This window comes from Gluconobacter thailandicus F149-1 = NBRC 100600 (assembly GCF_000964465.1).
Taxonomy (GTDB): Bacteria; Pseudomonadota; Alphaproteobacteria; order Acetobacterales; family Acetobacteraceae; genus Gluconobacter; species Gluconobacter thailandicus.
The window spans coordinates 1-22,715 of the sequence record NZ_BANH01000014.1; the positions used below are offsets into that span (position 1 = coordinate 1).

Sequence of the window (22,715 nt, forward strand, 5' to 3'; positions counted from 1 at the left end):
CTGTCACCTGTCGATACTGTCCGCCAGAGGCTTGAACACAACGGGTGTTTGCCAAACGCCCGCTACAAACCTGCTGACAACAACGAGCTGCTGCCTAAAGTCGACGAAATCCTCCATTATGCCAATGAGGTCTCACAACCAGACAGTTAGTAAGTTATCCCCCTAAAAAGCTCCTTGGTGAATTCATGGCTGGGATTTTTAAAAACGTGATTTGTTTTTCCGCAGTCTACTATTTTATTATCATACATAACAACAACATCATCACTTATTTCTTTTATGACTCCCAGATCATGGGAAATAAATAAATAGGATACTTGCAGGCGCTCCTGGAGCTCTTTTAATAATTCCAATATCTGTGCTTGCACAGAAACATCTAATGCTGAGACAGGTTCGTCACAGACAATCAATTTGGGGTTGCCCGCAATGGCACGAGCAATGGCAATCCGTTGACGTTGACCGCCCGAGAGATGGAGAGGAAAACGGCGAGAAACATCTGGGGTTAGTCGCACTAGTTCCAAAAGTGACGTAATTCGGTCTGAAAGCTCTTTATGTGGGACACCACTGGCTTCAAGCGCATCGGCAAGAATACGCTGAACTGTCCAGCGCGGATCGAAAGAACTGAATGGATCCTGATAGACGATCCCCATTTCTGGCCGATATGGCCGACGCTCTCGTTCACCTACGCTTCGGTTGGTATTCGCGCATACACCGCTCCATATTTTCCCGTCAAACCACACACTCCCCTCATCAGGCTCCAAAAACCCGGTTACGATCCTTGCAGTTGTCGTCTTTCCAGATCCCGATTCACCTAAAATACCAAGTGTCCGCCCTCTCTGAACGGTAAAGCTGATGTGATCTACCGCAAGTCGCGAAGTGCCTTTTGTATTGGGATAGAACTTAACGATATCTTTTACGACGAGCAGAGGAGGAACATCTTTTGTTTGCGGAACCGTGGAGCACTGAGGCTTATGCCATTGTCCTGGAATCGAGTTCAGCAGCACGCGCGTATAAACCTGAGTGGGTGCCTGTAAAATCTGGACTGTGTCTCCCTGCTCGATTATCCGGCCGTCTTTAATCACGATAAGTGTGTCAGCAACCTGAGACACTGCTTCAATGTCATGGCTGATCAGCAGAATTCCATGGCCTGCATTTCGCAGATCACGCAACAAGTTGAGAACACGCGAAACTGCGCTGGCGTCTAAAGCTGTGGTTGGCTCATCTGCAATCACTATTCCGGGATTTCGCGCTATCGCAGAAGCAATAAGCGCCCTTTGTCGCAACCCTCCGGACAGTTCATCCGCACGTTGCTGCAAACGTGTTTCAGGTTCAGACACAGCGCTATTTTCCAGGAGTTCCAGAATTCGCTTTCGTCGCGCCAAGCGATTACGCCAGCCTCGAAATTGACCATGAGCCGTTAGAGCCTCTTCTATTTCCTGACCAATGCTTCTCAAAGGGTCGAGAGACGTCAATGCATCCTGAAGCACAAAGCCAATTTCCTGCCCTCTAATTGTGCCCCAACCCTTCTCATCCAGTTTCAGGAGGTCGCGGTCGCCCAGCTTCAGACTCTCCGCCGTAATGTGTGCCCTTTCTCCAGCCAACCCAACCAGACTGCGTGCGGTTACACTTTTACCTGACCCAGACTCACCAACCATTGCCAGAATTTTACCAGGTCTTATCTGAAAAGAGAGGTCGTGTACGACCTGCTTTCCGCCAAATGATATAGAAAGATTTTGAACTGTCAGTTCCTGTCCGGTCATGGTGAATACCTCACGAGGATCTGCCTTCGAGGCGACGTTGTAGGAAGCGACCTAAGATTGTTGTAGACAGTACAGTCAGCACGATGAAAAGGCCTGGAAAGAGGGTAAGCCACCAGGCATCAGCAATAAAGTCACGCCCCATGGACATCATGGTTCCCCATTCCGGCGTAGGTGGCGGTGCTCCAAGACCGAGAAAGGACAATCCCGCCGCCCAGACAATAGTCTGGCCCACTCCCATTGTGGCTGTCACAATCAGTGGCCGCAGCGCATTGGGCAAAACGTGCTGACGAACAATTGCAAAAGGCGTGTGGCCCAGGGCCATTGCAGCCTCAACGTACCCCGAGTGTCTGACTGACAACACCTGGCTGAAGACCATCTTGCCATAGCCGGGAACAGCAGCGATCCCAATAGCTAAGGCCAACGGTCCTGCTCCTGTTCCAAGACTGGCAGAAAAAAGAAGTGCCAGTATCAATGCCGGAAACGAAAACAGCACATCTATAACGGCGCCAATGCCTTTCTGAACCCAATGAGGACCCAGGCCGCCTGCCAGTCCAAGGATGATCCCACCAGAAAAACTGATTGCGACGGCCCCTGCCCCAACCAGAAGGGACTGCCGTGTGCCGTGAATGACGCGTGTCAGAATGTCGCGACCAGACTGGTCTGTTCCGAAGGGGTGGTTCCAGTCCGGGGATAAGAAAGCGTGCCGTGGAGCAATAGCATAGGGATCAGTTGCGCTGATCGCGTTTGGAATAATGGCGGCAACCAGAAGGAAAACAAGAAAGCCTGATGCGAAAAGGATCGCAATAGGAAGCTGTTCCCACGCAATAAGTTTTTTCGGGGTTATAACCATAGAGATGCGCTCCGCCTACGAGATGTTGCAAGACGCGGATCAACCAGTTCATGGATGATTTCGATAACCAGACTGGCAAGTATGTATGCAACTGTGACGAACAGAACGATGCCGGTTGTTAGGGGCATGTCCTGTGCGGAAACGGCATAAACGAGCGTGCGTCCAAGTCCTTTTCGTGAAAAAATGGCTTCAATAACTGCTGTTTCACCGAGAAGCGCGCCAAGAGCCCATGCTGAGAGCGCAATACCGGGAAGAAGCGCGTGACGCAGGGCATGGCGCCGCAGGACCTGCCCCATGCTTAGACCTCGCATTCTCGCACTCAGGATGAATGGCTGATCGAGGGCAATCTCCATAGACTCACGCGTGACCTGAGCCAGAAATCCTCCCAAGGGAATGGCAAGGGAAAGTGCTGGCATAATGAGGGAGGCCAGCGAAGAACTTCCCGCAGGTGGCAGGAGGTGCAATCTGAACGCAAATATCCAGAGCAGCACAATTCCAAGCCAGAACGGCGGGAGCGCTGCAGCAGAGATATCGAGGGAGGCTCCAAGGCTCGAGAGTACTCTCCCGCGGCGCACTGTGCAGAATACTGAAACCAGTGCGAGAGCCCATGCAAGGAAGAGCGAAAGAGATGCGAGTGCCAGCGTAGGCAGCATCTGTTGGCGCAAAACTTCCGCAACATGCAGGTGCTGACTGAAGGAAATCCCTAAATCCCCATGCAGGAGCCGCCATATATAGAAACCATACTGCACGATAAGAGGACGATCGAGGCCGTACTCTTTGGTAATCGCCGCGACTGCACCGGGTGTGGGGTTAGCCATAGCCCCACCGAGGATGATTGTTGCCGGATCACCGGGCATCATGCGCACAGCAAGAAATGTTAGTGTTGCAGATGCGAAGAGCATGCCGAGACTCAAGCCAATCCGGCTGATCAGGCGCTGGGAAGCCAAGCGTTTCGTCATGGTGTCATCCAGGCATCATAAAAATTGATGACACGTAACGAGGGCTCAATGCGTACACCATGAACATTGCTGAACACTCCCAGGCGCGTGGTCTGCGAATAAGTCGTGATTTGAAGATGTGCCTTAGCGATGATCTCTTGAGCTTGCTGGTAGAGCGCCTTTCGCTGCTGCGGGTCCTGCGTGGCCAATGCCTGTTCCACCACCCCGTCGAAGATCGGACTGCTATAGCCCGAAGCGTTCTGGTGAATACCGTGCTGAAAATGGTTGGTGAATGCAGATCCGAACACGATGCGAAGGACATCTGGAGTATTCGTGTTCCAATATCCAATCCGCACATCGTAATCCCAGGCATCACTCCGCGCGATATTGGCAGTTTCGCTTAAAGGCTCCAGCCGGACATCAAAGCCGGTTTGGCGCGCAGTGGCTTGTACCTGCTCCCAAAGGGTACGATCGGCAGGTGCCAGAACCGTGGAGATCGGGATGTGCACAGTTAATCTTTTGCCGTCACGGAGGCGATATCCCTCAGAATCCCGGTCTTTCCAGCCAGCTTTCTCCAAAAGCTCGTTGGCACGCTTCGGATCATAATCCTTGGTATGCTCAAAATTCGGACTGTAATCCGGTGTGGAGAGGCTCAGAGGGCCTCCAGCGCGCGCATAATGGTGGAAAAATATGCTTCCTAACGCACCATCAATATCTGCGGATCGAATGAACGCTTCGCGGACACGGATGTCATTAAATGGCGGCCGAAGCGTATTCAGAGTCCCGTTCGTAGGGTTTCCCGGTCGATCGGCCATCAGCAATGATACGTCCGGGTTGGCCTTTGCCGGGGTTTCGCCCTCAGGCGGCACACTATCAATGACGCCCACCTCGCCTGCCTGAAGCATGGCAAAACGGACTGACGGTTCAGCAATGAAGCGCCAGACAATTCCGTCAAGCCACGCAGGACCTTGGTGCTGCGCTGTGGAAGGCCCCCATGCATAAGCTGGGTTTCTCCTGAGAATGACCTCACTCTGATGATCCCAGTGGGCAATAATGAACGGGCCAGACCCTACAGGGCTCTGACAGTTCACGTCGCGAGGGCGGGCTAAAGCTGCGGGCGACTCAATACCCAGAAAGCCTTGAGCCAGAACATTCAAAAAAGCCGAATACGGCGAAGACAGGTGAACCATTGCCGTGTAAGGATCGAGAATGTCGGTCCGGGTATATTGGCGGATATAACCGCCCGCAGTACCCGACTGCGTGGCAGGATCTACCATATGATCCAGATTGCGTTTTACAGCCGCTGCATCAAACTTTGTTCCATCGGTGAAGGTCACGTCATGCCGGAGGTGAAAGACATACGTTAGTCCGCCATCCGCTATCTCCCATGACGTTGCAAGCCAAGGATGAATGGTGCCCTGCTCGTCCATGGACACGAGCCGGTCCAGATACTGCTCAGCGATATAGACCTGCGGCATATCTCCATACACATGGGGATCCAGGCACAGAGGCTCGCGCTCCGTCGCAAAGACGAGAGTACCGCCTTTGTGGGGTGCTGATCCCTGATGCGTGTTCGGATGCCGCGTTTTACTGTCGGTATCATATCGATAAAACAGGACAGCTAAGCACGCTACCACCGGAATAAGTATCAGAACCGGCTTGGGGTTATGAGATCTGGTCATATTCTTAGAATCAACACGTACGAGCGAATATCTGACCAATGAACTATCCCGGGAAAGAACCAATGCCTCATCAGAAGTGCCTTCCCAAGTCACTGAGGTGTACAGTCACGCCGCCAAACACACTGAACCCGTCGCCCGGGTAAAACATTGCGGAATCAGTATGGTTTAGGTTGTAGGCAGTATAAGCCGCCGTGGCGTAATGCTTGTTTCCGAGATTACGAAAATCAAGAAAAGTGCTCCAGATTTTGCTTTTTGCCTCATAACCAAGCTTCAGACCGAAGATCCCATATCTGGGCGCCTTCAGTGTATTGGCGTAATCGACATAATAGCTTGAGGACGATCTAAAATCGAAGTTCGCATAGAACCCCAGAGGGTTATTATACTGGAGTTCGGCTTGATATTGCCACGTCGGTATCGACGGCAGCTTGTTCTGCCCAAGAAGGGAATCATGTCTGTAATAAAAATCATTGACCGTGAGAGCCTGACGGAAGGACAAGGCGCCATATTGACGCAGGTTAAAGAGTTTCGTTGAGAGCCCGGCTTCTATGCCCTGATGAATTGTCGGGCTTGCATTAGACGTTCTGGTAATCTCAGCTGTTGTATTTGTCGCGCGCGTGACGACGACGGACAGCAACTCGTCTTTGACCCAACTCCGATAAAGGGTTAGATTTCCGTCGAATATACCGACATGACCTCGTATACCAATTTCCGCCGAGTTGGCCCGCTGGGCTTTCAATGGCCCTACAGTTCCTGTGTCATTATAGGGGCTGCCCCCTTTGACATCATGGTAATTCCAGGTCACCGGGGGGTCGATCAAGCGACTGAAGTTGGCGAAGACATCAATGTCTGAATTGATTTCGTACCGCAAACCGACGCGCGGCGTAATAAAGACATTATTATAGTGCTCACGGCTTTGCAGAGACGAGTTCGGTATCAAGCGGTCAACAACGCGAATATTGCGGTCAATCCAGATGACTGAAAAACCGCTAGTCAGCCAAAGCCGGTTGAAAATATTGAAATTATTCCCGGCCGCAAAAACCAGGTCATGTGATCCGCCGTATTTGACACGCTGGTGCAGCGTCCAGTCTTCTCTATTATAAGTCGTGGACGGGACGGAAGACGTGTAATATCGAGAGTCTCCAGACACCATATGCACGTCACTCAGAATAAAGTTGCTTTCAATATTCCGCCCTAGAAGACGATCACTCCGGTTATATTTGACAGAATTGTTAATGTCCGTGGAACGCCACAGGTTGAACTGCTGCGTATTCGTCCCGTTAAAGAGAGGATAATCATTCCATGTTATGCCGTATTCCAGCTTGGAATCATCATCGAAAATGTAATCGGTTTTAAATCCCAGCATGGTGCTTCTGGTCGGGCGCCCTCCCCAGTCGTTTGGGTTGATGCTGGGGCTTTTGCGAAGTTGAGCGAGTGTCAGCAAGCCACCATAATGGCCGAACCCTTCATCCCATTTAAAAATAAGTCGTGCAGACAGCTTGTCGGTGAAACGATAGCCAAGATTTGCGACAACATCGGTACGATGCATCGCCGTATAGCTCTGGAAGCCCTGGCGGTTGGTACGCACTACAGTGACGTAATAATCGCCTTTCCTGTTACTGAACGTTCCCCCCTGACTGACCTGTTCTTTCAGTGTGCCATAGCTGCCGGCTTCGAAACGGGCCATGAACCCGGGCGCAGAGACCCCGGTATGTGGTACGAAATTGATGCCGCCACCAAGAGCGGTCGCAGCATAGTCAAATGCGTTGGCACCATAAAGGACTTCTGTGCGCTGATATCCAGTATTGTTGAGTCGATCTTCCTGAAACCCTCCCACCCCGCTGACAGTCAATCCATCAATCAGGTATTTCATTCCGAGGCTGTAACCTCCGTAGAACACCCCGGCGCCCGATCCTCTTATGGAGATCTTGTTTCCGGTGCTTCCACTGGTTGCCTGCGCGAAAATACCAGGCTGAAATGCCAAAGTATCCTCAAGCGTGGCTGACCGCCCTTTCTCAACTTCCTTGTTGCTGATAATCGTGAAATTTCCTGGCACCTTTCTCATGCGCTTTTCGGCTGTGCGAACGCTATTCGACCCAGTGACACTGATATCCTCGCTCTTTGAATGAGGAGAAATTGCATCGCCTTTTAAGCGCTTCGGAGCAGCCGGAATGGTGGGACGGCTGACCGCTGAGACGACATGAGGGCCTCGCGAACCAGAGCGTTTGTTCCTTTCAGCATCCTGGGCGATAGCCGCGGGAATGATGGTGCATGTTGAAAGGACGGTCATGCCAAGGAGGAGAATGCGTGTGTGCCGTTCGCAGAAGGCTTTCATGACTCGTTTCTCAACATTCAGGTGATATCTCGGAACATAAAATCGACCGTCAGGAGGCGCATTTCCTACCGACGATTCCTTTATTCACATATCCGAATGTATGAACGTTAATAACAACGTATTTTTAATGTTGTATAAAAATACGTCATTGACGCCCATAAAACTTAGGGAAGGAGCCATTCTAAGAGTTCCTATTGAAATAATTAATGGGAGAGATGACGAATTAAAAATTACGCTTATCCCGGTATGGTGCGCATCATGAACTACGAAAACTAGTTAATTCTGCCTTATATTCGTTAGGTGTCGTTGTATGTCCTCTTCCGCCGATTTCGTCTCTGCCAGAGAACGCTTTCAGCCGATCATAGAAACAATAACGCGTGCATCACGGGAGTTCGAGCACGACCCCGCGCTTGTGAGAAGCATTGTGCAGGATTTGAAAACTGCGGGACTGGGACGCGTCCGTCTTCCGAGTAAATTGGGCGGGTATGGAGCTTCCTTGAAACAGAGCTTCACCCTACTGAAAGAGCTAGCGACAGCAGATTCCAACCTTCCACAGATTTTCCGTGCTCATTTTGCCTTTATTGAAGGCAGGCTCCGCCATTCACACAAATCTGCCGAATGGTTTGACCGCATCCGTGATGGCGCTCTTTTTGGCGCGGCGATGGCGGAACGCTCAGACGAAACGGGTGTGTCGACGCAACTGAGTTCCGACGGACAGGAGTATCGCCTGAATGGTACAAAATACTATTCGACTGGCACCCTCTATGCTGACTGGATCATTGTCTGGGCCGCAGAGGGAGAACAGCGCGCGCATGTTCTGGTTCCTTCAGAGGCCTCAGGTGTCACACGAATTGACGACTGGGACGGTTTTGGTCAGCGCCTGACCGGCAGTGGGACAACTGTTTTTGACAACGTTTTAATTGCTCCGACACAAATTCTGGATCGCTCCGAGCCCGGAAATATTCCTGCGCATTCTTATCTCGCCGCTTACTATCAGCAGTTCCATCTGGCAGCATTGGCAGGAATTTCAGCCGCCGTACTTCGCGATGCGATTGACTTTGTAAGGCCCCGAACGCGAACCTTCGGCGTTCCCGGCAAAGTTATCCAACGAGAAGATTCTGTTGTGCAGGGCGTTGTTGGGCGGCTGTCTGCTCTTGCCTTCTCAACTTCTGCTCTGGTCGATCGCGTTTCGGACGCTTTGACGGAGGCTGAGCCCGCGTGGCTAAGAGGCGATACCGAGAGCGTGACGTTTAGCGAAGCAGAAGAAGCCGCCTTTAAAGCGCAGCAAATCGTTATTGATCAAACGCTTGAAGCCGCAAATCTACTTTTTGAAGTTGGCGGCGCATCGGCCACCAGTCAGACCAGAAATCTGGATCGCCATTGGCGCAATGCTCGCGTTCTGTCCTCGCATAACCCTGCCGCGCAACGCCGCCGGGAACTCGGGGATCTGGCCTTGAATGACACCCCTCTCTGGACGCCGTACCGTGAAGGTCTGAAGAAAAATCTCTCCAAGGAGCCAGCATGAGTAAGGCATCGGCCCCTAAACGGTTAAAAGTCAATCTGTTTGAGATGGCTTGCGTGAGTCACATCGTCCATGGAATGTGGACGGCGCCTGACAACAATCGCCACCGTTTTGGAGAAATGGCATTCTGGCTGGAACAGGCCCGCCTAGCGGAAGATGCAGGCTTCGATGCAATTTTTCTTGCCGATGTCATCGGAGTCTATGACCGTTTCAACGGGCTTGACCCTGCCCTTCGGCTCGGCGTGCAAATTCCAAACCTTGATCCACTTTCGCTGATTCCGGCTATGGCGGCTGTGACAACGCGCCTGGGGTTTGCCGCGACATTCTCCACGACTTATGAGCCACCGTTTGCATTTGCCCGACGCATGAGCACACTCGATCTTCTGACAGAAGGGCGCGTTGGCTGGAACATCGTGACCTCTTACCTGCCAAATGCCGCCAGAAACTTCGGCCTTGCAGACGAAATCGAGCACGACGAGCGCTACGAGCGGGCTGAGGAATATCTTGAGGTTCTCTACAAGCTCTGGGAGCAGAGCTGGGACGAAGACGCTCTGGTCATTGATCGTGAGAAGGACGTTTTCACACACCCTGATCGTGTTCATTACATCAACCACAAGGGTCGGCATCATCAGGTTGAGGGGCCACATCTTGTGCAGCCCACACGCCAGCGCACGCCCGTTTTATTTCAGGCGACCGGGTCCAAGCGTGGCCTGGAATTTGCAGCCCGCCATGCGGAGGCCGTTTTCATTGGTGGACGTACACGCGAGGAAATTCGCCATAACATCGCCCAGACACGCGAACAGGCAGCTCTAAACGGTCGAGACCCCAACGACCTGAAATTCTACGTCATGGCCGGGCTCATCGCTGGGAATACAGAAGTCGAGGCTCAGGAGAAGCTGAATCGCTACCGTGAGCGCTATAGCGTTGAGGCTGCTCATGTCCACGCGCAGGCCGAGATTGATTTGCGGAATTTTGACCGCTCCTTAACCATTGGCGAGGCGCTTGAGCAATCGGGGCGTCCATTTGGAAACATGGGGCGTCGATTTGGCCCCGATCAAACAGTTGGCAGCGCACTGGACCAGATTGCCAGCTTCGAACAGGGCCGTTTTTTCGTCGCCGGCACGCCGTCACAGATCGCGGATGCCGTCGAAGACTGGCTCGATGAAGATGGGATCGACGGGATTAATCTCCGCCAATACCACACGTTCGAGACGGCCAGGGATTTTGGAGAGCTGATTGCTCCGGAACTCCGCAAGCGTGGTCGCTTGCCAGAGCGCAACAGCCCTCCGGAGACGCTGCGTCATCGCCTGTTCGGTTTTGATCGCCTTCCGACAAGCCATCCGGCCCATCAGCTCCCCCTGCCCGTTCACGCCCAGACAGCGAGTTTCTCATGAGCACAAATGCCGTCATCGGGGACATCCCCGAGAAAATCAACGTTCTTTGGTTCCTTCCAACTCATGGAGACAGCCGATATCTGGGGACACAGGAAGGTGGCCGCAGCGTTGATCTGCCATACCTCCAACAGGTCGCACGGGCTGCGGACAGTTTGGGATATTACGGCGTCCTCCTCCCCACAGGTCGGAGTTGCGAAGACTCCTGGATCGTTGCGTCTTCCCTTATTACGTCCACTGAACGGCTGAAATTTCTGGTGGCCGTGCGACCTGGGTTGCAATCTCCAACCGTCGCAGCACGTATGACGGCAACCCTTGATCGGTTATCCGGAGGGCGCTTGCTAATCAACGTTGTGACTGGCGGAGATCCGAAAGAGAACGAGGGGGACGGTCTCTTTTTCGATCATGCTACCCGCTACGAAATTACTGACGAATTCCTGTCGATCTACTCTCGTCTTCTGAAGGGTGACACCGTCAATCACGAGGGCAAGCACTTTCATATTGCGGACGGTCAGATCCTTTATCCTCCTCATCAGGCTGGGGGGCCGCCTCTGTATTTCGGCGGATCTTCTGAGGCAGGAATTCAGGTCGCGGCCAAGCGGATCGACAAGTATCTGACCTGGGGAGAGCCACCGGAACTTGTTAAGGAGAAAATTTCCCGTGTTCGCGAGGCCGCTGCGCGTGAAGGACGCGAAGTCAGTTTCGGAATCAGGTTTCATGTCATCGCACGTGAGACGACCGAGGAAGCCTGGGCTGCGGCGAACCGTCTGATCTCCCGCCTTGATGACGCAACCATTGCTCAGGCCCAGTCTGTGTTCTCAAGGCTGGATTCAGTGGGGCAGTCCCGCATGAGCGCCCTGCATGGCGGACGGCGGGACAGGCTGGAAGTCAGTCCTAACCTCTGGGCTGGCGTCGGGCTGGTCAGAGGCGGAGCTGGCACGGCTCTGGTGGGTGATCCGGCCACCATTGCTGAACGCATTGATGAATACAGGCGCGCTGGTTGCGACAGCTTCATTCTCTCTGGATACCCTCATCTGGAAGAAGCTTACAGCTTTGGCGAACTTGTCCTTCCCCTACTTCCGACTGCCCATCCGACACGGGCAACCGGCGGTCAGAACAATATGGGGCCATTTGGCGAGACGATTGCCAACTCCTATCGCCCGGCCCAAGCCTCTTCATGAACGCGGAAGTCCAGATCAGCCGTCAGCCCGTTTTTGCCACTGTAGCAATTATCGGTGGTGGAGCGACAGGAACGATGATTGCGTACCATCTTCTTCGCAAACGCCCGGATCTGGGTTCCAAGAGCGTTGTGATCTTCGAGCCTCGCCCTCGGTTGGGCGCAGGCGTCGCTTATGGCAGCGAGGACCCGCAGCATCGGATCAATGTGCCCGCTTCGCGGATGAGCATCGATACAGAGAGACCTGAAGACTTTGCGGACTGGTTCAAATGGCACAGTCATAAAACCTGTGATCCGGAAGCATTCTTGCCCTCTGGAGACATCTATCCGACGCGTGCAGAATTTGGTCGTTACCTTTTTGAGAGAATAACGCCATTTCTCGTCAATGAGACACTTCAGCATATTCAGGACACTGTGGTGTCTGTACAGCATACCGGCGAGCACTGGCAGATCCAGACCGGCCACGGCGCGATTTATACTGCTGCCTATGTTGTCATCGCGACCTCGCATCCCGTCCCAGCCCTACCAGGCCCGCTCAAAGGGATCGCGCACGATCCGCGAGTGATCTCTGATCCATGGGCAAAAGATGTCTTCAAGACCATAGACCCTCGGGCACGGATTGCCATCATAGGTACCGGGCTTACGATGGCAGATGTTGTGGCAACTCTCGCAGCACAGGGGCACCTTGGCCCTATCACTGCGGTCTCTCGTCGCGGTCTGCGCTCCCGAGGGCATTCACATGGGCCTGCCAATCTATTTGGGGATTTTTCCACCAACCCCGAACAGACGGCGCTGGGCTTGCTCAGACGTATTCGCAAGACCCTTGCTTCTGCCTCTGAAAGGCCATGGCAAGACACGCTTGATGCTATACGTCGCCAAGGGAAGACTATCTGGACGGCTCTGCCGGTCGCTGAACAGCGTCGTCTTGTCCGCCACCTTCGACCATTCTGGGATGTCCATCGTTTTCGGATCGCACCACAGGTCGAACGCGCTTTAAACCTGAGATCAGAAACAGGGTTACTCACAGTGCTTGCTGCTCGGGTTGAGAGCGCAGAAGCCGCCCCTGATGGCCTTACTCTGTACCTTCGGGAGCGTGGGGGACGAAGCCGCACGGTCCATGCAGACATTCTGATCAATACCACAGGCCCTGACCATGCAGGCATTCTAACCAAGCCTGGTTTTCTTTCCCGTCTGGCCCATGATGGCTTTGCGCAGAGAGATCCTGTTGGTCTCGGGCTCTGGACCGACAAAGATCACTCCGCACTTGTCGACGGCCTGCCAGTGTCGGGCCTCCTTGTCGCTGGCCCGCTTTCCCGCGGGACTTTCGGTGAGCTGATGGGCTTTCCGGAGGTAACGGCCAACTCCCAGTCTGTAGCCTCCAGGCTGGCCGATATTCTTCAGATCTCGACATACTCTGAACAGGTGCATTCATGACGTCTGCTCAAAATGCCACATCCGGCACGCCTCGCCCTATAATCCGTCATGCTGATGATGTTTCTGCCATCGTCAACGCAGGACCTCAGGGCGGCGGTCACGCAAACATCATCGTTGCCCTTGCTCTCGGCGGCGTCTTTCTTGACGCCTATGATCTGACGACGCTGTCCTATGGCATTGGTGACGTACAAAAGCACTTTGGTCTCACGACATCTGCCACAGGCATGGTCGCAGCAGCGATGAGTGCCGGGACGATTGTCGGGAGCATTGCAGGCGGATGGCTGACTGACCGGATTGGTCGATACGCCGTTTTCATGGCGGATATGATCTGCTTTGTCATCGCCGCCCTCGTGGCAGGCATGGCCCCCACTGCCACCATCCTGATCCTTGCCCGTTTCGCGATGGGTTTTGGCGTCGGAATGGACCTGCCTGTCGCCATGGCGTTCCTGTCGGAGTTTTCAAAGCTCAACGGAAAAGGAAGCAAAGCAAGCCGCGCCGCAGCATGGTGCCCAACGTGGTATGCCGCCTCTTCACTGTGCTTTTTCCTCGTTTTTGCCCTAGATGCGGTCGTTCCCGCCGCCCATCCGGATTGGCTATGGCGCGCTTCACTGGCCTTCGGGGCGCTTCCTGCGCTTCTGATCATCCTCGTCCGTAATCGATACATGAGTGAATCCCCTATCTGGATCGCCCGGAACGGCGATCTGGAGAAAGCCGCGGAGATTTTAAGGGCGTCTCATGGCATTGATCCCGTTCTTCAGATTGAAGCTCCGCCTATCCGGCCACAACCTCATGGGATTGCCCCGCTCTTCCGTCAGCCTCTGCTCAAACGTGGAATTCTTGTAAATACCATTTCCATCGTCAGTGCCTACTCCTACGCCGCAATCGCGTTTGGGGCGCCGAGTTTGCTCGCAGGAATGCTGCACCTCGACCGTAAGCAGGTTCTGATTACATCAATTGTCCTGAACCTTGTCTTTGCATTTACGGGCGGTTTGATCGGCGTTCGTCTGGCGCGGTACGTGTCGTCGCGCAAGGTCAATATCGTCGGATATATTCTTCAGGCTGTTTCCATAGGAACGCTGGCGATTGTCGGTACCCCACACTCCACGACAGGTGTCATAGCGGTTCTCGGTGGGTTCGCTGGGTATCTCTTCGGTCAAGGCTTCGGACCCGGCTGCCAACAGATGATCTATGCCACTCTCACCTACCCGACCGAAATCCGGGGCGTGGGCATTGGCATGAACAGGCTGATTTCTGGCCTGGGCGCTACGATGGCCATGTGGGCTCTACCCAGCCTCTATGCAAATTTCGGAACGAACCTCTTTTGGCTCATTTTGAGCGCCCCTCTGATCGGTCTGACATTGCATCAGGTGATCCGTTGGGATGTCTTCAATTATGACCCGGATGGCGACGACACGTTGAAGGGCGTCCTGAGGCCAGTCACCCGACAAGACACCTCTCTTCAGCACTCAGCCCTCTTCAATCAGGGCTGAGTGCAGCCGAGCCCATCCCTCGCCGTTTCATCCTGATCGTTTTCAAGGAGCGCATGTGTCTCTTATCCCCGTAAACGCATTTGATATGAATTGCGTCTCCCATCAGGCAAGCGGCCTATGGCGGCATCCGAACGATCAGTCATGGCATTACAATACCATCGGATACTGGACGAACCTGGCGAAAACGCTTGAACGTGGACTATTCGACGGCCTTTTCATCGCAGATGTTCTTGGCATCTACGATGTGTATGGAGGCGGCCCGGAAGCGGCATTACGCAATGCGTCTCAGGTTCCCGTCAATGATCCGGCCATGCTGATTTCCGCCATGGCCGCGGTCACTGAAAATCTGGGCTTCGGGCTGACGGCAACCCTCTCTTTCGAACATCCCTACCCCTTTGCTCGCCGCATCAGCACCCTGGATCACCTTACCAACGGGCGGATGGGGTGGAACATCGTAACGGGTTATCTGAACAGCGCCGCAAAAGGCGTTGGTCAGCAACAGCAGACATCCCATGATGAGCGTTACGATGTCGCGCGTGATTATATGCAGGTTCTTCGAGGTCTGTGGGAAAAAAGCTGGCAGGACGGCGCCGTCCGTCGGGACAGAGAAAGTGGGATCTTTACGGATCCCGTAAAGGTTCATCGCCTTCAGCACAAAGGAAAATACTTCGAGGTAGATGCAATTCATCTCTGTGAACCCTCACCTCAGCGAACACCCGTCCTCTATCAAGCCGGAACTTCCAGTAAAGGGCGGGCTTTTGCCGGGAATTACGCTGAATGCGTCTTTATTGCTGGCCCATCCAAAGAAGTGGCGAAACATGCCGTTTCAGGGCTGGAAGCAGAACTCCAGCGCACAGGACGGTCACGGAAATCACTCAAGATTTTCTCTCTCGTAACCATCGTAACAGCCGAAAACGATGAGGCTGCTTTCGAAAAATGGGCGGAATACAGAAAATATGTCAGTCACGAAGGTGCTCTGACGCTCATGTCAGGATGGACCGGGATCGATTTTTCGACCTTCGATCTCGATGATCCTGTCCGTCATATTCGTAATGACGCCATTCACTCCGCAATTGATGCTTTAACCGTTGTAGACCCCAAACGGGTGTGGACCGTAAGGGAACTCGCAGAACATGCGGCAATCGGGGGCATGGGCGTAACGTTCGTTGGGGGCCCTCAGAAAGTCGCAGATCAGATTGAAAAATGGATTGAAGACACAGGTATTGACGGTCTCAATCTCGCTTACGCCATCACCCCAGGAAGCTTCGAGGACTTCGTGACTTATATCGTGCCAGAACTTCAAAAGCGTGGCCGTTACAAGACAGAATATCAACCCGGAACTCTACGGGAAAAGCTCTTCGGAACATCTGAACCACAATACAACACGGCGGCTCCATGACTGATACACGCGCCACTATCAAGCGTCGCAGCCTACTTTTTGGCACTCTTGCACTTACCCTTGCCTCGCCAGCTCGCGCAGCAACACCGGTTATCCGCATCGGCTATCAGCGCTACAGCACCCTGGTTATTCTCAAAGCATCTGGCGCCTTGGAAAAAGCATTGGCTGGCCGCGCGAATGTCGTGTGGTCCGAATTCGTGGCTGGCCCACAGCTCCTGCAGGCCCTTGTTGCGGGAGCACTTGATTTGGGACAGACCGGCGATGCTCCGCCAGTGTTTGCAGCCGCCGCAAGCCCCGGTGCACTTGTCTATGTCGGACATGAGCCTCCTGCCCCACTAGCCGAAGCCATTCTTGTCCCCAAAGAGAGTTCGATCCGCACCGTCGCGGATCTAAAGGGCAAGCGGATCGCTCTCAATCGCGCGTCCAACGTCCATTGGTTTCTTCTTCAGGCCCTGCATAAAGCCGGGCTATCTTTTCATGATATCAAACCCGCCTATCTCACGCCTCCCTCTGCTCGCTCAGCCTTTGAAAGCGGCCAGATCGATGCATGGGCAATATGGGACCCCTATCTGTCCGGGGCACTCTCCAGTGGTCCACGCATTCTGACAACCGCACAGGATATTGTCGCCAATCGAGAGTTTTTTCTGGCTCGCCGTGCGTTTGCAGAACGTCAGCCTGACCTTCTTCGGGAAGCACTTCACCAGGTCGCTCAAACGGATGTTTGGGCACAAATCCATAAGCCCGAAGTCTCCCGTCTTCTCGCGACGCAAACAGGACTGCCGTACGATACAGTGTATTCTGCAATCAAGACACGTGATTTTGGTTATGCGCCTATGAGCGCGGATATTATTCGGGAACAGCAACAGGTTGCTGACGGATTTTTAAAAGAAGGACTTTTACCTTCACGCATCGATATCGCTTCAGCAGTCTGGAAGTGATCATCAGAAGCGTAAAAAATTTCACTAACGATCGTGCCAAAAGAGCCGTTGAAAGGAACGATTCCGGCTGCGTTAGCCGTTTCACTTTTTAAGATGGAATTCCCTCACCGCCCTTATCACTCAGAGATTTTCATATAAGACCTGATTAATAATCATATATGCGCCTGTATAAATCTAATTAAAAAAGTAATATAAATTTTTAACCATCGTGTTTGGTGACATGTCTTTAGGTAAGGAATACTTGGATGCGATGTAAGCGCGGTGATGACTGAGAGGCAATAAGCCTTGTTGTGAAGTTGCGTCCCATCCACCCGAAGCAACAATGCTGTGTTCTCTATCTTTCGATTAATCGAAAGAGACCAGAGATACCGCATTACCCTCCGTTGCAGATGCGGCCACAGAATTCACACCTAGAAATTCAGAGCTCCGAATGTGAGCCAGAGCATCAATAAACATGGGGCAAAATTGCGCCTCAGAATGAGCTTGAAAATGAAGAGTAAGAAAAATCAGGTGCATTCCCATACAGGTTTTCGTCTTGGTGTACCCCATGGCCACCTGTCTTCCCTCTTGTTAAGCGCGATCGCAATGACGCCACTCATGAGCGAAGCGGCAGAGTACAAAACTCATCCAACTCATCACCGTACAGGCACTTCGAGTAAAAAACTCGCAACAACACCCTCTGCCGTGAGTAGGACACAGCCCTCTGAGGTGGTTCATCGCTCTGCTGCGCCCAAACCCTTCGTCGCCCCGACAAGTGAAACAATCAAGGTTTCCACCCGTCGACGCTCTGTGGTCGATCAATCGAAGGCAGCATTAAGCACTATTCCCGGTGGCGTCAGTGTGATTGACGCACATGAGGTTCTGAAAGGCCGAAACTTCACTAACGCTGATGTTCTTGCGTTCCAGCCAGGTGTTTTTGCCCAGAGTTCGGGTGGAGGTGATGGCTTGCGCCTGTCTATCCGTGGTTCCGGGATTCAAACAGGTACAAACTATTTTCGTTCAGGCATTCTGATGATGTTTGACGGCCTACCCGTAACGACGCCGGCTGGCACGCCTTACGAATTATTTGAAACACTCGGCGTGCGTTATACAGAAGTACTTCGTGGCGCCAATGCGTTTGACTATGGCGGCTTACAACTTGGTGGCGCTATCAACTACGTCACACCGACGGGTTATGATGCGGACTTATTCCAGGTTCGGGCAGAAGCAGGCAGCTTCAACTATAACAAGCAGCAGATCAGTTCCGGAAAAGTCATTGGGAAGTCTGATTACTATGTCAGTATCACCAAATCCTATCGAGGCGGATACCAGCAGCAAACGGCAGCAAGCAGTTTTGGTGTTAACGCAAACTATGGATACCGCTTCAATGACAAAGTCTCCACGCGGTTCTTCTTCCGGTATCGACAGACGCAAAACGGATATCCAGGGTTTCTGACGCGAGATCAGATCATTGATAATCCGAAACAGGCACAATCGACTTACGTTGCGCTTCATTCCAAACGCATTCAGCCGGGTTCGAAATGGTATGGCAATATGACGACGATCCGGATTGATGATCATTCCAAACTGGAGTTGGGAATTGATTATCAGGATGCTCCGATTGATATTGAGAATGGTACAACTGCGGGCATCTGGGGATACAAGACGATTGCGGGCGTGATCCGATACAGCCGGAAAGATAAGCTGTGGGGCCGCAGCAATGATATACTGTTCGGGATTGACACCTATAGCGATCTAGATGCTTGGCAAACAACACGCACCCGGACAAGTACTGGCACTTACGCAAGTGTTCCTTTTGGCACGTCTCTCCGGCACGCCACCTATGGCGGGACGGATAATTATTTCCATATCAGGGATAATTTCGAACTCTTCCATAATTTCTGGTTGACAGCTGCCGGGGCACTGGACTTTGTTCAACGCTCTACTGCAGTGACATATCCGACGCAGAACTCTCTCAAAACGTCGGCCGTCGGCTTTACTCCGCGTGGGGGATTTCGATATGTTATCAATCCGCATGTTTCTGTCTATGGAAACGTTAGCCGTAGTTTTCAGCCACCAAACGACTGGCAACTGCTTTCCGGGGCAAATTATACAAGTGGGCCTGCTGCAGGCTTGACAGCCACAGGAGCCAGCCTCGAAAACCAGACGGCAACAACGTATGAAATTGGTACGACGGGTAACTGGCTGCGCAATAAATGGAGCCTGACATACTACTATTCCTCTGTGAGGAATGAACTTCTGTCTGTCATGACCCCATTGTCACAACTTTACGGGAACGCGACCTATTCTAACGCGTCCCCAACCGTGCATCAGGGTGTAGAAGCATCCCTAGAAACGGATCTATATAAATGGTCCGGCGGAACTCTGGGCTTACGTCAATCCTATACCTACCAGGATTTTCACTTCAAAAATGATGCCGTTTTCGGGCATAATAAGCTCCCAGGAATTCCGGCTCATTTCTATCAGGGAGAAGTTCGTCTCGATCTTAAGAATGGCTTTTATGCTGGGTTTAATGCGCAGGTTTCGTCAAAGGTTTCCGGGTCTTATGACGATACCTACTTCGCCCCATCCTATCATATTTACAATGCCAATATTGGCTATGAATGGCCCGGGAAACACCGTCAGGTATTCCTGTCTTTCAATAATCTGGCCAATAAACATTATGCATCGATTGTGGTGCCTGGGTACATTGCTGGCGGCAAACAACTCTCAGTAATGCAACCAGGTGATGGATTTGGTGTATTTGCCGGAATTTCGGTAGGCCTTAACGATTAGGGACTATTAGGTGTTTGGTCCCGGGATTTGATGGTGTGATATTTTCGTATGAGTGGAAGGAGGCATTATGGGACAGATACGTCATGGCAGCGCCACGACCACGCACTCCGTGTGAGCAGCAATACAGCGATCGCAGGCTTCACTCGCGGCGTTGAGTAAGGGGTTCGGGATCATCAACCCGAAAACAGTGGCGAAGCGGCGGAAGCATCAGACGGTTGAGGATCAGAAAACTGGCCCTAACGAGCCTGACAGAAATCGAAGGAGCCATAGCAGTCGCTTTTCGCCGGCATACTCTACTACCGCGGGATGACTGCCCTTGGTCGAGCAAGCCGCTCTTCACCATCAAGGAGACTCAGTTGCTTCATCTTCCATCCCCCTCCCCCAATCACCACAGGAGGCATGAAATCATACAGAAAGGCCCAAAATCAGAGGGTTTTTCGAACCCTCCAGCTCGTAGCAATCTTGCGGATGAGAACTCCAGATCTGCGACAAACGCAGAGCGAATGCCATCACAGTAGCCATCAATCAGCACGCCTAAACCTCAATGTGCCGCTCGCCCAAAAAACCTTACGATCTTGGCACTAAGACACCCTAATGCTCGCAAAAGGTAATTCTCCGCCTTTTTCTGAAAAACACCCCTTTTTCACCCCCTATGTCCGTTAATTCTTATTATCGGACATAGGGTACGGGGCACAAAAAAGACCCGCAAAGGTCTTTGAGAGGCGTGTTCCACGGACGCTCATGCAAGGGCAAAGTCTGCTCCCGGAAAGACAGTCTGATCGTCTCAGGCCCTTTTTGCGAGAGACATTTCAACTCACGCAGGCTTGGAGTCATTTCTCTGGGTTGCGACTGACTTGGGGGAGAAGCGGACAGTCTGGTCATGGAACCTTCAGTTTTGAACTTGAAAGATAGGCAAGAACTCTTAAAAATAGCTGCAACTGAGTATTGTCTTCTCGAGAAATCCTACAAAGGTAGTGCCGCATGCTGTTGAATGCTTTCGATATGGATATTTACTGCGAATTAAATCCTGTAGTAAATTATTTTGAGGGCTTTGTTGAAGAATATCGAAGCCCGGATATCTACCTGTGGCCCGAAATCCGTGATGATTATCCGTCTGCGTTCGGGTGGGCTTCCCCGCATCTCGATATCAATCTCCAAAAGAGCGATTTGTATGATAGAATCGCATCTCTGAAGGCACTTTTTGATGGAGCAATGCGTATTTATGAAGACCCCGAATAGTATGGACTTCCATTCCCGCGACTACTGTTAAAAGATGGTATTGATTTAGGTGTTCTGCCAAGCGACGTTGATATTACGGCTGAACCATTCTCAAAAACAATAATACAAAAAAAATTTACAGAAGATTTTTCTCCGAAGACAAATGTCTCTCAGGCTATATTTTTAGCTCGCTTTGATAAAGAAGTTCCAGATATACTTAGGTATGTTTCATATCAAGGAATGTCGTACATTACGCTTTATGCGTTATATGATTGGATGAAAAAAGGAAAGTGGGACAATACCCGCATTTGTAAAGAAGAAAATTGGAGCGCTTCTCAATTAAACGATTTCACAAACACAGCTAATAATCCGGTTTTTCTTGGTCCTTATTGCCGTCACGGCGGATCAACAGGACCTTCTCCCAAACGTCCCGTGTTACTCAAGGATACGATACCTGGTATTATGTCTGCCATAAGAGCTTATATTAAGGAAAGAGGAGAAAATATCGACATTCAATCTGAATTATATACTCTTATTGTTTGATATTTTGCTTGTTGAAATTTGTTTATTATAGATATACGATATCTATTTCTGTGAGATAATAGAAGCTTAAAATTTAAACAAGACAACACAGAATGTAGATTTATAAGCCCGAATAGCATTGTGTAATGTCCATTATCTCAAAGAATGAAATGGTGATGGACGTCCGAGTTGTAGGCGAGAGCAGTAGCAACCAAGTAGGGTTTTGACGCGATCAAAATAGAAAGCGTTTGACCCGATTTTCATTATGTTCTGAGGTGGCAGATGTCGTGACGTAAGGACCAGGCAATGGCTTATTGGGGGAGTGTCTTCTGCTCCGCGATTTTCTTCATAGTATTCCGAGGACTGATTGTTGATAGCCATCGGTTTCATGCTGATCATATGGTGATGTGGCTCGGTCTAACGGTCTTGTGCACATTACTGTTCGCCGTAGGTGCTATTTTGCCGCTCACTGTAATCCGCTGGTGCACTGCAAAAGTGACGCGCCATACCCTTCTCTTCTATACAGGAGGTGGGGCGATGACGGGTTTGGCAGTAGGATCACTACTTGGGCCGATGATGCCTGATCTTGCTACAACAGGCATACCGGCAGTCGCTTTTTGGTCCAGCTATGTTGAGGCGTTCCAGAGCAGCGAACTGCTGTTTTTCCTCACAGGTGCGATCGGTGGCCTCGCTTATGCAATTCTCGCGCGGCCAGAAAAGCGGGCATCAAGCTTGCTGGACCGCACTTCATAAGTGGCGCACGGCAACCGCCAATTCTTATGCAGGCAATCTCGATATTTATAATGGCTTTGGTAGCAACGAACATATTTTGCCAACCTGGACTGATATTGAGCGCTTTATGATATCGTCAGGACAGATACCGGGACGCTAAGCCACGCTGACAAAGGATCTATACGAGCTGCCTGAGATCTGATTCACGTCCTGCCTGCGGGATAACGAATAGAGAGACCAGACATGGCCCGAGGCGATCTGACGGACCAGGAATGGGCGATAATTGGCTCACTTTTGCCTTCTGAGCCTGGACGTTGGGTACGTCCGTACGAAGATAACCGCCGTTCTCTCAATGGTATGCTGGATGTCTTACGCGTCGGTTGTCCGTGGCGGGACATGCATGAGCGCTACGGCAAGGGAAACTCCATATATGTTAGGTTTCGCCGTTATGGCCTGCTGCCGGTCACTCCATCACGCAAAGGCCCCCGCGCTCCACAGAAAACAGACTGGCGGCGCTAGGCTCAGGACTCATAGCCAGAAGATGACGGTTGCGGCGAG

At 52.0% G+C, this 22,715-nt stretch carries 17 protein-coding genes and 2 pseudogenes; 14 read left to right on the forward strand and 5 right to left on the reverse strand.

The annotated features are described in order from the left end of the window. Positions 1 to 150, forward strand: a pseudogene (locus B7444_RS17095) (IS481 family transposase); the annotation flags it as partial. Here B7444_RS17095 and B7444_RS04395 read toward each other — a convergent pair. From B7444_RS04395 to B7444_RS04415, 5 genes are all read right to left on the reverse strand, one after another. After that, a complete protein-coding gene (locus tag B7444_RS04395; protein WP_007284409.1) occupies positions 147 to 1,757 on the reverse strand; it encodes an ATP-binding cassette domain-containing protein in 1,611 nt (536 codons plus the stop codon). The pseudogene B7444_RS17095 and the gene B7444_RS04395 overlap by 4 nt on opposite strands. 10 nt (positions 1,758 to 1,767) lie before the next feature. Beyond that, entirely contained in the window at positions 1,768 to 2,607 is an 840-nt protein-coding gene (locus tag B7444_RS04400) for an ABC transporter permease (protein ID WP_007284410.1), read from the reverse strand. Then, a complete protein-coding gene (locus B7444_RS04405) occupies positions 2,598 to 3,566 on the reverse strand; it encodes an ABC transporter permease (RefSeq protein ID WP_007284411.1) in 969 nt (322 codons plus the stop codon). The genes B7444_RS04400 and B7444_RS04405 overlap by 10 nt, the downstream gene beginning before the upstream one ends. Further along, positions 3,563 to 5,227 (reverse strand): ABC transporter substrate-binding protein, encoded by a 1,665-nt coding sequence (locus tag B7444_RS04410; protein WP_231502994.1) that lies wholly within the window; start codon positions 5,225 to 5,227, stop codon positions 3,563 to 3,565. Before B7444_RS04410 ends, B7444_RS04405 begins: the two co-directional genes overlap by 4 nt. 70 nt (positions 5,228 to 5,297) lie before the next feature. Beyond that, entirely contained in the window at positions 5,298 to 7,559 is a 2,262-nt protein-coding gene (locus tag B7444_RS04415; RefSeq protein WP_007284413.1) for a TonB-dependent receptor family protein, read from the reverse strand. A gap of 496 nt (positions 7,560 to 8,055) precedes the next feature. Between B7444_RS04415 and B7444_RS04420 the strand changes: the two genes are divergently transcribed. From B7444_RS04420 to B7444_RS17430, 13 genes and pseudogenes are all read left to right on the forward strand, one after another. After that, positions 8,056 to 9,084 (forward strand): acyl-CoA dehydrogenase family protein, encoded by a 1,029-nt coding sequence (locus tag B7444_RS04420; RefSeq protein WP_231502993.1) that lies wholly within the window; start codon positions 8,056 to 8,058, stop codon positions 9,082 to 9,084. Further along, complete coding sequence (locus B7444_RS04425) at positions 9,081 to 10,475, forward strand: NtaA/DmoA family FMN-dependent monooxygenase (RefSeq protein ID WP_231502991.1); 1,395 nt, start codon at positions 9,081 to 9,083, stop codon at positions 10,473 to 10,475. Before B7444_RS04420 ends, B7444_RS04425 begins: the two co-directional genes overlap by 4 nt. Continuing rightward, complete coding sequence (gene ssuD / locus B7444_RS04430; protein WP_007284416.1) at positions 10,472 to 11,653, forward strand: FMNH2-dependent alkanesulfonate monooxygenase; 1,182 nt, start codon at positions 10,472 to 10,474, stop codon at positions 11,651 to 11,653. Before B7444_RS04425 ends, ssuD begins: the two co-directional genes overlap by 4 nt. Further along, on the forward strand, positions 11,650 to 13,083 hold the full coding sequence (locus tag B7444_RS04435) for an FAD/NAD(P)-binding protein (protein WP_007284417.1): 1,434 nt from the start codon (positions 11,650 to 11,652) through the stop codon (positions 13,081 to 13,083). Before ssuD ends, B7444_RS04435 begins: the two co-directional genes overlap by 4 nt. Then, entirely contained in the window at positions 13,080 to 14,573 is a 1,494-nt protein-coding gene (locus B7444_RS04440; protein ID WP_007284418.1) for an MFS transporter, read from the forward strand. Before B7444_RS04435 ends, B7444_RS04440 begins: the two co-directional genes overlap by 4 nt. A gap of 85 nt (positions 14,574 to 14,658) precedes the next feature. Then, positions 14,659 to 15,972 carry an LLM class flavin-dependent oxidoreductase gene (locus tag B7444_RS04445; RefSeq protein WP_007284419.1) on the forward strand — a complete coding sequence of 438 codons (1,314 nt, stop codon included), beginning with the start codon at positions 14,659 to 14,661 and terminating at the stop codon, positions 15,970 to 15,972. After that, positions 15,969 to 16,910 carry an aliphatic sulfonate ABC transporter substrate-binding protein gene (locus B7444_RS04450; RefSeq protein WP_007284420.1) on the forward strand — a complete coding sequence of 314 codons (942 nt, stop codon included), beginning with the start codon at positions 15,969 to 15,971 and terminating at the stop codon, positions 16,908 to 16,910. The genes B7444_RS04445 and B7444_RS04450 overlap by 4 nt, the downstream gene beginning before the upstream one ends. Positions 16,911 to 17,507: 597 nt before the next feature. Then, on the forward strand, positions 17,508 to 19,685 hold the full coding sequence (locus B7444_RS04455) for a TonB-dependent receptor family protein (RefSeq protein WP_371859463.1): 2,178 nt from the start codon (positions 17,508 to 17,510) through the stop codon (positions 19,683 to 19,685). Between the two features lie 121 nt (positions 19,686 to 19,806). Beyond that, positions 19,807 to 19,999 (forward strand): annotated as a pseudogene (locus tag B7444_RS17100) (IS481 family transposase); the annotation flags it as partial. 667 nt (positions 20,000 to 20,666) lie between these two features. Beyond that, on the forward strand, positions 20,667 to 20,924 hold the full coding sequence (locus B7444_RS04470; protein WP_007284425.1) for a hypothetical protein: 258 nt from the start codon (positions 20,667 to 20,669) through the stop codon (positions 20,922 to 20,924). A 219-nt stretch (positions 20,925 to 21,143) separates the two neighbouring features. Beyond that, positions 21,144 to 21,446, forward strand: a complete 303-nt coding sequence (locus tag B7444_RS16320) for a hypothetical protein (protein WP_146911401.1) — start codon at positions 21,144 to 21,146, stop codon at positions 21,444 to 21,446. A 285-nt stretch (positions 21,447 to 21,731) separates the two neighbouring features. Beyond that, on the forward strand, positions 21,732 to 22,178 hold the full coding sequence (locus tag B7444_RS16325; RefSeq protein WP_146911402.1) for a hypothetical protein: 447 nt from the start codon (positions 21,732 to 21,734) through the stop codon (positions 22,176 to 22,178). Between the two features lie 222 nt (positions 22,179 to 22,400). Next, complete coding sequence (locus tag B7444_RS17430; RefSeq protein ID WP_197026273.1) at positions 22,401 to 22,676, forward strand: transposase; 276 nt, start codon at positions 22,401 to 22,403, stop codon at positions 22,674 to 22,676. Positions 22,677 to 22,715 lie beyond the last annotated feature (39 nt).